Raw genomic sequence first — 12,960 nt, 5'->3', positions numbered from 1 at the left:
TCAGCCTCGGCCGGTTCCGTGGATCACCGGGATTTCCTGAGCACGAGCACGGTGATCTCGTCGATGGCGTGGCTCCCGCAGAAAGCCTGGTGGTCCTCCTCGAGGGCCTTGACCACCGTGCCGGGGGGCTGGCCCACGCAGCGGGCGAGGACCTCGGTGAGGCGGCCCTCGCCGTAGACCGTCCCCTCGTCGCTCTGGGAGCCCACCAGGCCGTCCGAGTAGAGCACCAACGTCTCGCCCGCCGTCAGAGTCAGCTCCTCCGTGGCGGGCTCGGCCCCCTCCTCGAAACCTAGTGGGACCCCGCCGCCCTCGGAGAACCGGACCTGCCCGTCGGTCTGGAGCAGGGCCGCGGGGTGATGGCCGGCCGAGGCCAGCCGTACCTTGCGGCCGCGCACGAACCCGGCGGCGGCCATGACGAACAGGCCGGTGTTCTGCACGACGAGCGCGTCGTTGACCTTGCGCAGAGCCAGACCGGGGTCGTCCTCCCAGACGCTGAGCACGCGCATGCCGTTGCGGACCATCGCGGTGACGGCGGCCGCCTCCTCGCCCTTGCCGGCCGCGCTGCCGATGACGAAGCCCCAGCCGTTCTTGACGGGGAACACGTCGTAGAACTCGCCGCCGATCGCGCGGAGGCCCGATCCCGGGTGGTAGATGGCGGCGGTCTCGAAACCGGGCAGGTCCGGCAGATTGCGGGGGAGAACGCCTGTCTGCAGCGTGTCGGCCGCGAGCGACCTGCGCTGGAAGCTCCGCTGGGCCCGGATGGCGAGGCCGAGGTGGAGGCCGATCTCCTCGAGCAGTCCGAGGTCCGCCAGGCCGAACGGCTGCCGGTCGCGCGATCGCACGAGTGTGAGGACGCCGCCGATCCGGTCCCCGGTGGTGATCGGCACGCTGAGCAGCGAGCCGGCCCCCATCGCCTCGAGCACGTCGTCGCCGAGCAGCGTGTCGTCGGTCAGCATCTCGTTGACGATCCCGCTCTGGGTGCTCAGGACCTGTCCGACGATCGGCACGGCGGCCGGATCCATCCCTTCGAGGTCCCGCTGAAGCCGGCCGAGCGGCTGGTCGGCGGGACCGACGACGGCGGCCCTGTGCGGCCGGCCGTCCCGGATCACATCGGCGATCACCCAGTCGGCCGTCTCGGCCGCGAGCAGGCGGGCGGCCCGGATGAGGGCCACCGGTTCGCGCAGGCTCTCCTCGTCGAGCAGCAGCCGGGTCAGCTGGGACAGCAACTCGTGCCGGCGCGCGGCGGCCATGATCACCGCCTCGTCCGGGTCGCCGGACGATTCCTGGGCCTGCGGCAGTTGGACCTCGGTGGGCAGGACGACCGCGGCGATCATCTCCTGCGGTTCGCCGGGCATGCGGAGCGTGCTGAGGACGAGCCTGACCGTGTGCGTGCGGCCCTGATGGGCCAGGCGGGTCTGGAAGGCCGCGCTCTCCTCGCCGCGCAGGACGGTGGTCAGGTGGGAGCGAAAGGCTGCGCGACCGGTGACGTCGACGAGAAGCGGGAAGGCGCGGCCGATGAGGTAGCCGGCCGGGCTGCCGAGCAGGCGGGTCGTCTCGTTGTTGATACGGCGGACCGTGGCGCCGGTGTCCATGATGATCACCGGTATGGGCAGCGCGCGGAAGATCTGGCGCAGCAGCTTCTGCTCGCGCTGGTTGCCGCCGTCCTTGCGCCTGCGGCTTCTGGCCAGCTCGCCCAGCGCGTCTCTGAGCAGCTCCTCGGCGTTCTCCAGCTCGCGGAGCGCGGCGCCGGACCCGGGATCGTCCCGGAGCGCGGCGATGCGGTCGGCGAGCCCGCTGAGCGAGCGCTCGAGCTCGGCGATGTCGGCCAACGCTGCCCCCTCTCTAGAGATTAGACGCTACGCCAGACAGCCGATCTAATCGATGCAGCCTGGATTAACACCAGAACTATGGGAATGGTCTTTCTACCATGGAGACAACGTCCATCCTCGCCCGTGATCTCGCCGCTCTCGGCCGTGTGACAGAAGGTGCGTCGGCTGAAAGCGTCCTTCGCGGCATCACCGAGGCCATCGCCCGCGGTGTGCCCGGATGCGCCGGCGGAACGGCCGAATTGTGGATGGAGGGGCGGGTGCTCCTCGCCGCCTCCCACAGCGAGCTGATCACTCTGACCGACAGGGAGAGCGACCTACGGGAGGGACCGTCGAGGGAGGCGCTGACCTCGGGCCGGCCGGTCACCGTCACGGACGTCATGCGCGACCCCCGCTGGCCCCGTTACGCGGCGACCGCCGTACGGCACGGCGTGCGGTCGGTGCTGATCCTGCCGATCGAGGTCGAGAACGCCGTTGTGATCATCGGCCTGTACGGCGTGCGGACCGGCGTGCACACCGATGGGGAGGCGCTGATGTCCCTGCTCAAGGAGCAGGTGACGGTGGCGCTCGCCAACGTCTGGGAGTTCGACGACGTCCTCACCGGAGCCGCGCAGATGCAGGAGGCCCTCGTGGGACGCTCGGTCATCGACCAGGCGAAGGGCATCATCATGTCGAAGAGCGGCTGCTCGGCCGAGGACGCGTTCGACGAGCTCAGACGGGTGTCCCAGCACCATCAGGTCAAGGTCGCCGACCTGGCCCGGCTGCTGGTCACCGAGCACCAGCAAAAGCATGGGGGAGCCACGCCGTAACCGCCCGGATCAGGCGCCGTCCGTCGGGCCGGATCCGGGGTCGGCGCTTCGGGCGGGGGGATCAGGGCCGGGGTTCGGCGGCGAAGGCCGCGAGGGCCTCGTCGAGCGTGTCGAACAGGGGCAGGCGTTGCGACAGGCCTGTCACCCACATGACCTTGGAGCTCGGGTACTGCACCGCCACGAGGGCGAAGTTGCCGCCCGCCGTGGTCGACCGCTGCCAGTGGTGGACGATGAGGCCGAGCGCCCGGGAGTCCATGAAGGTGACGCCGCCCAGGTCGAGGATCATGTCCGGACCGTGGTCCTCGGCCTCGGTGTCCAGGTGGTCGGCGAACTGGTCGCGTGTCGTGGCGTCGAGAATGCCATCGATGTGGACCACCACAATGGTGCCGGCCATGGTGGATCGCAGGGACAGCAGTCCGTTGTCAGACACGTCGCACCTCCTCGACGGCAACATTACTGGTGCCGTGGGGGTGGTGATACTCCCGAAATTCGGGCAATATACTCCGACAGAGGTCCAGCAGAGGGCCTCGTCTCGAAGCTGTAGCGAGGCGCGCCTTCTGCGACGGGTGATTTCCCAGGTCGGCGTAGCCCTCGCAAGATATACGAGGGGATATGCGCAGATGTCTGCCGATATCCGAGTAGCGACCATCAGCGAGCCGACCGCTGAAGAACTTCTGATCGAGCTGGTCCAGGATGACGTGTCCGAACAGCGGCGCGAGCGCCTGCGAGAGATCATCGTCGAGATGCACCGCCCCATGGCGAGGGACATCGCCAGGAGGTACATGAACCGGGGCGAGCCGATGGAGGACCTCCTCCAGGCCGCCTACGTGGGACTGATGAAGGCGATCAACGGCTTCGACGCCGATCTCGGGCACAGCTTCAGGGGCTATGCCATGGTCACCATGACGGGTGAGGTCAAGCGGCACTTCCGCGACCGCACCTGGGCCGTCCGGGTCCCCCGCCTCTACCAGGAGCGGCGCTCGGAGCTGAACCGGCACGTCGCCGACATGACCCAGCAGCTCGGGCGGTTCCCCAAGGTCGCCGAGCTCGCCGAGAAGATGGGCATCTCCGAAGAGGACATGCTGCTGACCATGGACGCGTCGGCGGCCTACAGCACACTCTCCCTCGACGCGCCGATGGGTGCGGACGGCGACTCCGCGCCGCTGGGCGACGTGATCCCCGAGCGGGACGACGCCCTGTCCACCTTCGTGGACAGGGAGGCCGTGATGCCGCTCATCGACCATCTCCCCGAGCGGGACAAGAACATCCTCCTGCTGCGCTTCTACGGCAACATGACCCAGGCCGAGATCGCCGCGGAGTTCGACATATCCCAGATGCACGTCTCGCGGATCCTCCGCAAGACGCTCGATCAGCTCCGTTCCGAGCTCGTCGCGAGCTGACGATGACCTCGCGACGATCATGCGTTACCCGGGATATCGCCGCCGACCTGGCGATGTCCCGGGGTATCTTCGTCCCGTATGCCACGGCTCACCAGGTCGTACGGCTGAGTCAGGTCCGGTGGGAGGCGTTTACCGGGTGAACGAAGACGGCGTTCCTCCGTCCGCCGCGGCGACGGCCAAAGAGCTCACGTTCTCGTTGGCCGATCTGCCCGACGTGCGGGAGTTCGCCGCTGCGCAGGCACAGGACCGGGGCATGAGCGCGGACGCGGTCGGCGACTTCCTCGTGGCCCTCAACGAGGTGGCGACCAACGCGGTGACGCACGGCTCGTCCAAGGCGCGGCTGCGACTGTGGACGGACGGCGGGTCGCTCATGGTCGACGTCCACGACGACGGCCGCCTCTGGCATCCGGAGGCCAGGCCTGGTCACACGCCGCCGCCGGAGAACGCCACCAGCGGGATGGGACTCTGGGTCGCCCGGATGCTGAGCCATGAAATTGTTGTCCGTACTGGGGTAAATGGGACGACCGTTTCGATGCGTTTCCTGGTCTAGCCGCTGTCCAGCGGGTACGGGACCCGCATGGCTGTGCCACGGATTCTGATCGTCGGCGGCGGTTACGTCGGTATGTACACGGCGCTGCGACTTCAGCGCAGGCTCCGGCGCGGCGAGGCCCACGTCATGGTGGCGGACTTCGGCTCGTACATGACCTACCAGCCCTTCCTGCCCGAGGCCGCCGCGGGGAACATCGAGCCCCGGCACGTCGTCGTCCCGCTCCGGCGGATTCTCCGATCATGCGAGATCCTCAGCGGGACCGTCGAGTCGATCAGCCTGGCGGACCGCACGGCGCGGTTCCAGCCGCACGAGGGCCCGGCCGTCACGATCGGGTACGACTATGTGGTCGTCGCCCCCGGTTCGGTCTCCCGGCTGCTGCCCATCCCCGGGCTCACCGACCACGGCATCGGGTTCAAGACCGTCGAAGAGGCCATCCACCTCCGCAACCACGTCCTCGGCAAGCTCGATCTCGCCGCCTCGACGCCGGACGAACGGGTGCGGCGCCGCGCGCTCACCTTCGTCTTCGTCGGCGGCGGTTACGCCGGGGTGGAGGCGCTCGGCGAACTGGAGGACATGGCTGCCGACGCCTGCAGGTACTTCGAGGGGATCAGCAGGGGCGACATGCGCTGGATCCTCGTCGAGGCCACCGACCGCATCCTGCCCGAGGTCGGCGAGGACATGGCCCGGTGGACGGTGCAGGAGTTGCGCGGGCGCGGCATCGAGGTCCGGACGCGGACCCTGCTCACGTCGGCGGAGAACGGCCACATCGTGCTGGACGACGGCCAGGAGTTCGACGCGGAGACCCTCGTCTGGACGGCTGGGGTCAAGCCGAACCCGGTCGTCGCGGCCGGAGACCTGCCCCTCGACGAGAAGGGCCGGGTCAAGGCCACCGCCTACCTGCGGATCAAGGGCACCGACTTCGCCTTCACCGCGGGTGACGCCGCCGCGGTGCCTGACCTCACCAGGCCGGGCCTGCTCTGCCCGCCCAACGCCCAGCACGCCGTACGGCAGGGCCGCAGGCTGGCCGACAACGTGCTGGCGACCATCAGGGGCCACACCTGCACGCCGTACCGGCACAGGGACGTGGGGTCGGTGGCGAGCCTCGGGCTCTACCAGGGCGTGGCGCAGATCTACGGCCGGCAGATGCGCGGGTTCCCCGCGTGGTTCATGCACCGGACCTACCACCTGATGAGAATGCCCACCTTCAACAAGAAGTCGCGCATCCTGATGGACTGGACCCTCGGGCTCCTGTTCCCACGAGAGATCGTCTCGCTCGGCGCGCTCCAGCGGCCGCATCAGGAGTTCAAGGTCGCGGGCCGCTCCTGACGGCGGGTCCTCCGGAGACGTGAGCGTGCCGCGTGACCCCCGCCGGGGGCCACGCGGCACATCGTTCTCAGGAGGTATTTCGTCAGATGGCGTAAGACCTCAGCGGCGGGCGCGGCGCCAGTTGCCGCGGTAGGAGCTCACGCTGGCCGTTCCGATGCCGGCCTGGTGCAGCGCCAGCAGGCACAGTCCCAGGGCGATCAGCGCGGTGAGGCCGATGCCGATGCTGGCGTTGAGAAGATCGAGGAGAAAGGCGATGCCGAAGACGATCGCCGCGGCGATGGCGAGCATGGTTGTCTCACTTTCCGGTCAGTTGGGCGAGGAGGGTGTGATACTCACGCAGGGCCAGGCGCAGCGCCTCCGTGTCGGCCTGATCGCTGTTCTTCCACTGGTCCAGCAACGACTGGCGGCGCACGGTGAACTCGGTCACCGCCGCCTCGACCAGCGCGTCGGCCTGCTCGACCGAGCCGCGCGGGTCGTCGACGAACTGGGCCTTGATCTCGTGCCAGCTCTGCTCGTAGTCGACGTCGTCCACCGGCTCGAGGTCGCCGCGGGTGCCGGGCTCCGTCGTGGCGGCGGCCGCCACGAGGACGTCGGCGTCCCTGTCCTGCGGCGCCGGGACCGCGCCGTCGTCCCGGACGAGGCCGGGCGACAGGACGTCGTCACGGTCGTCCGCGGATTCGACGGCCTCCAGGGAGTCGGCGTTCTCTGAGCCGTGCCGGTCGACCGGGACGATCTCCGGGCCGTCCTGTACATCGGCGCGGGTGCCGGTCTCGGTGTCGTCGGCGGTCTCGGCGTCGTCGGCGTCGTCGGAGCGTTCCGCGGAGTACACCGGGCCGGGGCCGTCGTGCTCGTCACGCCGCTCGCCTGCCGATGCCTCCTCCTGCCTGGTGTCCTCATCGAGGGGCTCGGAAGGCTCGGGAACCGGTCGTTCCGGCGTGCCGTATCGGTTTTCGTAAGGGTTGCCTTGCATCACAGGTCAGCCTCCTCGGCGTTGGAGCGGTTGGCGTGACGGCCGTTCACGGGAGTCTCGGCGGAGTCCGCGAGCAGTTCCTGGAAGAGCGCGCGGTAGTGGACCATCGCCTGGCGGAGCTCCTCGGTGGAGGCGTCCTGCCGGGCGGCGCGGCTGCTGATGTCGTGGGCCGCGCGGTAGTGGTCGAGCGTGGCCGCGTGGGCGACGGACAGATCGCTCAGCCGCTGCTCGAACTCATCGGTCGGATATCCGCGGTCGGCCATGACAGAGGTGACCAGAGCGTCCGCCTCGGTCACGGCGAAGCCGGGCGCGTCGACGAAGCGCTCCTGGACCTCCGTCCACTTCGTGGAGTAGGACTGGCGGGTCTCCGGGTCGAGCGGTCTGATGTCGAGCTTGGCGTGGCGCTCCTCGCGGGCGAGCAGGTCCTGCTCGGCCTCCTTGCGGCTGTCGCTCTCCTCGACGGTCCTGTCATATTCCGGTCCGAAGCGGTCCCGCAGGTGCCGGCGGCGGTTCTGGCCGGAAACGAGGTAGCCGACCACCAGGATCACGGCCACCGCGACTACGACGACGGCCACCCATGCAATGGCGGACATATCTGCCTCCAGGGTGATTGTGCGTTGTTCGTTCGCACTGCCCTGGAAAGGACCCTTCACGCATTGCGTAATGCGGGATTTGCGGGGTAGAGGCGCTGATCACCGTCTGAGGAGGTAATCATGGGCTTCGGAGCCAGTCTCGCTTTCCTCGCGATCGGCGCGGTGCTCGCATTCGCCGTGAAATGGGATGTCCCCGGGATCGACCTGCAGATGATCGGCTGGATTCTCATGGCCGTCGGTGCCGTCGGCGCACTGCTCACCGGTCTTTACACGCGCCGCCCCCACGCGGAGGACACGGTCGAGACCGTTGAGCCCGACGTGATGTACACCGTGGACCCGCCGGCCCAGCCGCAGATCCATGTGCACGAGACGGAGGTGCGGCCGAGTGAGCGGCACGTCTACGTCCAGGACGAGACGACGCCCATCAAGCGTCAGGACGTTTGACCGCTGGGTTCCTGAACCGTGGTGAGGGCGACCTCGTCATCGTGGAACGCCTCCGAGGTCGCCTGAGGTGGCGCAGGCGACGAGTTCGCCGTCGGATGGGTTCACATCTATGTGGTGGTATCCGGCGGGCGATCGGTTACGTCCTGATCGTTCGGAGTCGGCCGCATCGCCTGCTCCGCTTCCGAGAGCACCATGGCGATGTGCGAGGACCCGCGGGCGGGCGTCTCCTGGAATCCCCGCTCGGGGTCGTAGGTGACGTCGAGATCGTTGTCGACCAGGCGGCTCGCCCAGCGGAGAGCGGTGTTGAGCTTCTCCTTCGGGATCGTCCGGCCCTGTGCGACGGCGGACAGGTTGCGAAGGTTGGTGGCCGGCCCGCTCTGACTGTGCTCACGGCTCAGTTTCCAGGGCAGCGCCCTGCTGTGGTCGGTCATCGGCTTGGACAACCCCGCGGCCCGCTTCGCCTGCAGGATCCCGGAATCGGTCACTCCGAAGTGGGCGGCGAGCTGCGCGTTCGACCAGCCCTCCGCGATCAGGCTGCGGAGCTCGTCTTGATCGATGCGAGGTTTCCTTCCCATGATCCACAGCCTAGGTCCGGCGGGGTAAGCCTGTACGCACGTGCCCTCAAACTGCGCTAAGGTTGGTGAAGCCCGAACGGGCAGCGGGACGTAGCGCAGCTTGGTAGCGCACTTGACTGGGGGTCAAGGGGTCGCAGGTTCAAATCCTGTCGTCCCGACTCTGTTTCGGCAGGTCGGAAGCCTGATCATCTTCTAGATGATCGGGCTTTTCGCTTGTCTGACCGTCATCTGACCGTGGGCCGGAGCCTGCCGGACTGTTGTGACCGGTGCCCGTCTATGCCCGGCATGACCAGCTGATACGCGGCTCAGGCGGTGCCGGGGGACCTCCTGTTCAAACGAACTTCCGCGTTTGAAGATCAGTCCGAGGGGTGGCACACGCTCGCGGAGTGGTTGATCGAGGGTGCTGGGCCCCGCGTCATCAGGCAGGGCGGGCAAGGATCTTGCGGAGGATGCCGAGGTTGTAGGCGCGCAAGGTCTGCTCCGGCGCCTTCGGCGTGTAGTTGATGTAGTCGAGGGCGAGAACGACCGGGCCGCGCTGAAGGATGAGCACGGTGCTGACGGATGTGCGTTTGTCGTTGACGTTCATGAGTTGCTCGATCTGATGGCCATGCCAGCCGAAGGCGTCAGGCATGTAGGTCTTTGGGTGGGAGATGCCGCTGATCCGTCTTGTCGGGTCGACTGGGTCGCTCGTGGATCCGTTGTAGCGGCATTGGGGGAGTTTCCGGTTGACCTGCTTCATGAGGGTGGAGGCGGCAGCTTCGCTCGGCAGCACCCACCCCTGCTGTGTGAGGCGGCCCTTGTAGGGGACGGTGATCGCTTCCTCGGCCGTCGCATACTGCTTGTCGACGGGTACTCCGGGGGTGTTCATCGGGTTGAGCGGCACGCAGATGCTGAGCCTCGAGAGAGTGCCCTCAGGAACGGTTTGAGTTTCGCCGCCGGCTAGTCCGGCTTCGGCTGGATCGAGGAAGAGCGCAGTGACATCCTCGCGGGTTCCAGACTGCGCTGAGTAGGCGACTGGGCTGGGCTTGGCGGCTGGGGGAGGGTCGGTGTGGGCAGCTCCCTCGGTGTTTGCTCCGCAGCCGGCCGCCATGAGGCCGAACAGCCCGACACACGTGGTGATCCAGCGACTCATCTCAGCACTCCGCTCTGCCGGTTCTGCACACCGGAGCGACTCTGAGGCAAGGAGGGGACTGTTTCAGCTGAGACTCTGCAACATTGGATTTTTCTCGAGCGTTTCTTGCCAGACCCGCGACTTCCAGCTCCGCGCCGTTGGTCCGGCCGGTTCCCTGCCGCGTCTGGTGTGCTGGTGATAGGTGGTGTCCCGCTGGGTGGTGTGACTCGCGGCTGATCATGTTGGGGTGGATGAGCCGGACGGACCGCCGTTCTAAGCGCGGCGTTTACCCGGCCTGTCGATCGGGAGGCACTTCCCGTATCACATCGCCGGGGGACTTGTCCGATCGGAGCCCTCGCCATGACGGGTGCCGCAGACGGCCGTCACCCGTCCACTCGGCGTACTGCACCTCACCCACGAGCAGCGGCTCCACCCAGTGCGCGTGCCGAGCGTGCTCGCGCGGCACGGCGTCGGCGAACGGCGGGGTGGGTCGCTCCAGCGGTGCCAGCAGTTCATGGAGGTCGCGGAGGGCGGCCTGGGTGAACCCGGTGCCGACGTGCCCGGTGAACACCAGCCGCCCGGCCTCGTCGTGGATGCCGAGCAGCAGAGACCCGATCATCCCCTCCCGCCGGCCGCCGCCCGGCTGCCAGCCGCCGATCACGACCTCCTGCGTCGCGATGTTCTTCACCTTCGTCCAGTCGCCCGACCTCTTGCCGGGCCGGTAGGGCGAGTCGAGCCGCTTGGCGACGACGCCCTCCAGGCCCATCTGCCGGGACAGGGTGAGAGCGGTGTCCCCGGCGTCACGGAACCATCCGGGTACTTGCCAGCGCGCGCCCGCGTTCACCACGCTTTCCAGTAGGTCGCGACGCGCTATGTACGGCATGTTGATCGACGTCGCCGCGTTGATGTGCAGGATGTCGAACAGGAGGTAGGTGACCGGCACCAGCCGTACCAGCTGCGGGATCTTGTGAGGGTTTCTCTGGTGGATACGCGGCTGCAGGGCCGCGAACGAGGGCCGGCCGGCCTCGTCGAACGCGACGATCTCCCCGTCGAGGACGCAGTCGTGGCCACTGGTCGCGCCTGCGAGCGCGTAGACCTCCGGGTAGGCGATGGTGACGTCGTTGCCGTTGCGGGAGACCAGCCGAAGGGCGCGGTTCTCCACGTAGGCGAGCGCCCGGACGCCGTCCCACTTCATCTCGTGGCCGTACTCCGCTTCCTGCTCCGGCATGGGGCCGAGTTGGGCCATCATCGGCGCGTATGCAGGGAGAGATCCCACAACGGTCCTGGTACCCCAACCGAAGATCGGTACCTGGTGTCTCAGGGGCAGTGCGACGCGCCCGCCTGCGCGGCACGGAGTCTTTTTCGGTTCGCGCGGGCGTGGACCGGGCTGAGCTCCCTCGCGTCTCAGCGATATGACGTTCACGTGGGATCTACTCATCACACCAGGCGCCGCACTCGGTGGTGTCGCCCTGGCCCTTCTTGGGACCGCGATCCGGGAACGAACCCAGCTTCGGTGACAGGCAGCGTGTCGGTTGCCGGTACGAGGCGCACCCCAAATCTCCTCAACACAGCTGAGAAGATCTTGATCGCTCCGCCTGCCATCGACCCAGGCAGAGCCCACCAGCCCGACTCCTCCAGGTCAAGCTCGGCCGTGCAGGTAGGGCAACCAGCGTGTGGAAGGTCATCAGGAACGTGGACATATTGGGTGCGTCACCCTCGCCGTTAGTCTCAACCTGGAGATCGACCCGAATTCCCCGAGCAATGTGCCAGGTGGGCCACCTTTCTGATGTCGGTCGTTTGCGGGATGGCGCTGAGATGAGCGGCCCGGTGCCAAACCCGAGGTCGCCTGCGCGGGTAGTTGGGTTCGTGGGTGAGTGCAGAGGAATGCATGGGAAGGCCGGTCTGCGTTCGTAGGCGCTACTGTCGATTTGCCCCGTGCTCTTTGGTCTCCTTCGAGGTATATCGGTTGGTTAATCGGCTTCTGTGTCCCGGTGTTGTTCCAGGCCCAGTCGGGTTCTGATTCTGGTGATCAGTGCGGAAAGGGCCGGAGGAACGGTGAGAACGAAGGCGAGCGCGTCGGCAGGGCTTGATCGGGTTAGCTGGTAGGTGAGCCATGCGAGGGGAGGCGTGAGGACGAGCCACGGGCGGAGGAGGGTGGCAAACGCGGTGGTGAGGAGGGTTCGAACCAGGCTATGGGCTTGGGGGCGCCACAGGACGACGGCCAGGGCGGGGACGCCGCGGAGTAGTTCGACGACGTAGGCCCGGCGCTCGGTGGGCAGCGTGGCGAGTTCAGCCGACCACTCGTGGAGGTAGCGTCTCCGGGCCGACGCGGGCAGGATCACAGACGCCGCCCGCACCGCGGTGAAAGCTGGCCCTGGGTCGAGCCGGGCATGGGCGAGGGACTGCAGTTCGTCGGCGACGGATGCTAGGTCGAGCCGCCGTGCCAGGGGCACGAACCATTCCAGTGTGTGCAGAGACTTCTGGCGCTGCTTGTGCGGGGCCATGTGTTCGATCGTCCGCATGTTGTGCAGGCGATCGAAGAGTTTGAGAAGCAGGACGCGGTCGTCCGTCGGCACTGGGCCTCCGCGGTCCATCGCGGTGACGTTTGCCACGAGTCCCGTGATCTCGGTGCCGAATTCGCTGCCGAGGCAGCCGAGGTTGAAGTCCGGTCCGTCGACGATGTCGTGGAGTAGGGCTGCGCATATCGTCGCGGGGTCGGCACCTGCCGCCGCGACCATTGACGCGACTTCGACGGGGTGGGTGATGTAGGGGTCGCCACTGCGCCGGAGCTGACCCTCATGCCGCTCTGCGGCGCGTTCGTAGGCGAGTTCGACGAGCCCCAGGTCGCCGCTGTTCAAGCGATCGGTGAGTTGGCTGAGCAGTGGTGTGATCAGCGTGTCCACGATCATGCTCCCTGAAGTCCGGGCCTGGTGCGGAGGCCGCCGCTTTGGTGGACGCGGTCGGCCCGTTCGGCTTCCTCGCGGGCGCGTACGGCGCCCTCCCTGGTGAGCCGGTAGTACCTGCGGGGCGGGCGTCCGGCCCGCTCGTCTGACTCCGCGTACTCCCACCGGCTTTCCAGCCACCCGTAGCCTTCGAGTTGGGCGAGTCGTGGATAGAGCGTCCCGTTCGCCAGCCCCGTTTCTGCCCGCAGTTCCAACCCATAGAGCTCTCGGTCGGGCTCAGCGAGGAATACCTTGATCACGTCCAGTGTGGGACGGGTCATACGTGGCTTATCCGACATATGTCGATCGTGCGCCCCTCTGTCACGACCTGGTATTCGCGCGGGGGTGAGTCATGCCTTACGTCTCGACAGGTTCCCGGGCCCGAGCGTGGCAGCGGAAGCGAAGAGGAGGAGC

15 protein-coding genes and 1 tRNA gene are annotated in these 12,960 nt (G+C 67.6%); 6 read left to right on the top strand and 10 right to left on the bottom strand.

Annotated elements, in window-relative coordinates:
• Positions 1-23: 23 nt before the first annotated feature.
• The gene (locus tag Pmi06nite_RS00080) at positions 24-1,829 is read right to left on the bottom strand and encodes a SpoIIE family protein phosphatase (protein ID WP_239113401.1); all 1,806 of its coding nucleotides are present in this window, start codon (positions 1,827-1,829) and stop codon (positions 24-26) included.
• Between the two features lie 98 nt (positions 1,830-1,927).
• On the opposite strand from Pmi06nite_RS00080, the gene Pmi06nite_RS00075 reads away from it, so the two are divergent.
• Positions 1,928-2,635: a GAF and ANTAR domain-containing protein gene (locus Pmi06nite_RS00075; RefSeq protein ID WP_203950696.1), complete on the top strand. Its 708-nt coding sequence runs from the start codon at positions 1,928-1,930 to the stop codon at positions 2,633-2,635.
• A gap of 61 nt (positions 2,636-2,696) precedes the next feature.
• On the opposite strand, the gene Pmi06nite_RS00070 is transcribed toward Pmi06nite_RS00075, so the two are convergent.
• A complete protein-coding gene (locus Pmi06nite_RS00070) occupies positions 2,697-3,065 on the bottom strand; it encodes an STAS domain-containing protein (RefSeq protein ID WP_239113400.1) in 369 nt (122 codons plus the stop codon).
• A gap of 190 nt (positions 3,066-3,255) precedes the next feature.
• Between Pmi06nite_RS00070 and Pmi06nite_RS00065 the strand changes: the two genes are divergently transcribed.
• The 3 genes from Pmi06nite_RS00065 to Pmi06nite_RS00055 all read left to right on the top strand — a co-directional run bounded on the left by Pmi06nite_RS00065 (position 3,256) and on the right by Pmi06nite_RS00055 (position 5,911).
• Positions 3,256-4,035 (top strand): SigB/SigF/SigG family RNA polymerase sigma factor, encoded by a 780-nt coding sequence (locus Pmi06nite_RS00065; RefSeq protein ID WP_203950694.1) that lies wholly within the window; start codon positions 3,256-3,258, stop codon positions 4,033-4,035.
• Between the two features lie 136 nt (positions 4,036-4,171).
• Positions 4,172-4,585 (top strand): ATP-binding protein, encoded by a 414-nt coding sequence (locus Pmi06nite_RS00060; RefSeq protein ID WP_239113398.1) that lies wholly within the window; start codon positions 4,172-4,174, stop codon positions 4,583-4,585.
• Between the two features lie 27 nt (positions 4,586-4,612).
• Positions 4,613-5,911 carry an NAD(P)/FAD-dependent oxidoreductase gene (locus Pmi06nite_RS00055; RefSeq protein ID WP_203950692.1) on the top strand — a complete coding sequence of 433 codons (1,299 nt, stop codon included), beginning with the start codon at positions 4,613-4,615 and terminating at the stop codon, positions 5,909-5,911.
• Positions 5,912-6,010: 99 nt separating this feature from the next.
• Here the strand turns inward: Pmi06nite_RS00055 and Pmi06nite_RS00050 are convergent, their stop codons facing one another.
• The 3 genes from Pmi06nite_RS00050 to Pmi06nite_RS00040 are packed head-to-tail and all read right to left on the bottom strand — an operon-like array spanning position 6,011 to position 7,474.
• Positions 6,011-6,199 carry a hypothetical protein gene (locus Pmi06nite_RS00050; protein ID WP_203950691.1) on the bottom strand — a complete coding sequence of 63 codons (189 nt, stop codon included), beginning with the start codon at positions 6,197-6,199 and terminating at the stop codon, positions 6,011-6,013.
• A gap of 7 nt (positions 6,200-6,206) precedes the next feature.
• Positions 6,207-6,881, bottom strand: a complete 675-nt coding sequence (locus tag Pmi06nite_RS00045; RefSeq protein WP_203950690.1) for a hypothetical protein — start codon at positions 6,879-6,881, stop codon at positions 6,207-6,209.
• Complete coding sequence (locus Pmi06nite_RS00040) at positions 6,881-7,474, bottom strand: hypothetical protein (RefSeq protein ID WP_203950689.1); 594 nt, start codon at positions 7,472-7,474, stop codon at positions 6,881-6,883. Before Pmi06nite_RS00040 ends, Pmi06nite_RS00045 begins: the two co-directional genes overlap by 1 nt.
• A gap of 120 nt (positions 7,475-7,594) precedes the next feature.
• Between Pmi06nite_RS00040 and Pmi06nite_RS00035 the strand changes: the two genes are divergently transcribed.
• Complete coding sequence (locus Pmi06nite_RS00035; RefSeq protein ID WP_203950688.1) at positions 7,595-7,918, top strand: DUF6458 family protein; 324 nt, start codon at positions 7,595-7,597, stop codon at positions 7,916-7,918.
• Between the two features lie 107 nt (positions 7,919-8,025).
• On the opposite strand, the gene Pmi06nite_RS00030 is transcribed toward Pmi06nite_RS00035, so the two are convergent.
• Complete coding sequence (locus tag Pmi06nite_RS00030) at positions 8,026-8,493, bottom strand: helix-turn-helix domain-containing protein (RefSeq protein ID WP_203950687.1); 468 nt, start codon at positions 8,491-8,493, stop codon at positions 8,026-8,028.
• An 84-nt stretch (positions 8,494-8,577) separates the two neighbouring features.
• Here Pmi06nite_RS00030 and Pmi06nite_RS00025 point away from each other — a divergent pair.
• Positions 8,578-8,651 (top strand) — tRNA-Pro (locus tag Pmi06nite_RS00025).
• A 260-nt stretch (positions 8,652-8,911) separates the two neighbouring features.
• Here the strand turns inward: Pmi06nite_RS00025 and Pmi06nite_RS00020 are convergent.
• The 4 genes from Pmi06nite_RS00020 to Pmi06nite_RS00005 all read right to left on the bottom strand — a co-directional run bounded on the left by Pmi06nite_RS00020 (position 8,912) and on the right by Pmi06nite_RS00005 (position 12,827).
• The gene (locus Pmi06nite_RS00020) at positions 8,912-9,625 is read right to left on the bottom strand and encodes a hypothetical protein (RefSeq protein WP_203950686.1); all 714 of its coding nucleotides are present in this window, start codon (positions 9,623-9,625) and stop codon (positions 8,912-8,914) included.
• A 265-nt stretch (positions 9,626-9,890) separates the two neighbouring features.
• Positions 9,891-10,880, bottom strand: coding sequence for a non-homologous end-joining DNA ligase (gene ligD, locus Pmi06nite_RS00015; RefSeq protein WP_203950685.1), 990 nt, complete (start codon positions 10,878-10,880; stop codon positions 9,891-9,893).
• A gap of 694 nt (positions 10,881-11,574) precedes the next feature.
• A complete protein-coding gene (locus Pmi06nite_RS00010) occupies positions 11,575-12,507 on the bottom strand; it encodes an HD domain-containing protein (protein ID WP_203950684.1) in 933 nt (310 codons plus the stop codon).
• A gap of 2 nt (positions 12,508-12,509) precedes the next feature.
• On the bottom strand, positions 12,510-12,827 hold the full coding sequence (locus Pmi06nite_RS00005; protein ID WP_239113396.1) for a PadR family transcriptional regulator: 318 nt from the start codon (positions 12,825-12,827) through the stop codon (positions 12,510-12,512).
• Positions 12,828-12,960 lie beyond the last annotated feature (133 nt).

The sequence above is a fragment of the Planotetraspora mira genome, assembly GCF_016863275.1.
GTDB lineage: Bacteria > Actinomycetota > Actinomycetes > Streptosporangiales > Streptosporangiaceae > Planotetraspora > Planotetraspora mira.
Note: the sequence above shows the minus strand (reverse complement) of the source record. Positions and strands in the feature narration are given on the sequence as shown.

Excerpts from the sequence above, each read along its gene's own strand:
- Pmi06nite_RS00075 (WP_203950696.1), top strand. The coding sequence starts at position 1,928 with ATGGAGACAACGTCCATCCTCGCCCGTGATCTCGCCGCTCTCGGCCGT.
- Pmi06nite_RS00065 (WP_203950694.1), top strand. The coding sequence starts at position 3,256 with ATGTCTGCCGATATCCGAGTAGCGACCATCAGCGAGCCGACCGCTGAA.
- Pmi06nite_RS00055 (WP_203950692.1), top strand. The coding sequence starts at position 4,613 with ATGGCTGTGCCACGGATTCTGATCGTCGGCGGCGGTTACGTCGGTATG.
- Pmi06nite_RS00050 (WP_203950691.1), bottom strand. The coding sequence starts at position 6,199 with ATGCTCGCCATCGCCGCGGCGATCGTCTTCGGCATCGCCTTTCTCCTC.
- Pmi06nite_RS00045 (WP_203950690.1), bottom strand. The coding sequence starts at position 6,881 with ATGCAAGGCAACCCTTACGAAAACCGATACGGCACGCCGGAACGACCG.
- Pmi06nite_RS00040 (WP_203950689.1), bottom strand. The coding sequence starts at position 7,474 with ATGTCCGCCATTGCATGGGTGGCCGTCGTCGTAGTCGCGGTGGCCGTG.
- Pmi06nite_RS00035 (WP_203950688.1), top strand. The coding sequence starts at position 7,595 with ATGGGCTTCGGAGCCAGTCTCGCTTTCCTCGCGATCGGCGCGGTGCTC.
- Pmi06nite_RS00030 (WP_203950687.1), bottom strand. The coding sequence starts at position 8,493 with ATGGGAAGGAAACCTCGCATCGATCAAGACGAGCTCCGCAGCCTGATC.
- Pmi06nite_RS00020 (WP_203950686.1), bottom strand. The coding sequence starts at position 9,625 with ATGAGTCGCTGGATCACCACGTGTGTCGGGCTGTTCGGCCTCATGGCG.
- Pmi06nite_RS00005 (WP_239113396.1), bottom strand. The coding sequence starts at position 12,827 with ATGACCCGTCCCACACTGGACGTGATCAAGGTATTCCTCGCTGAGCCC.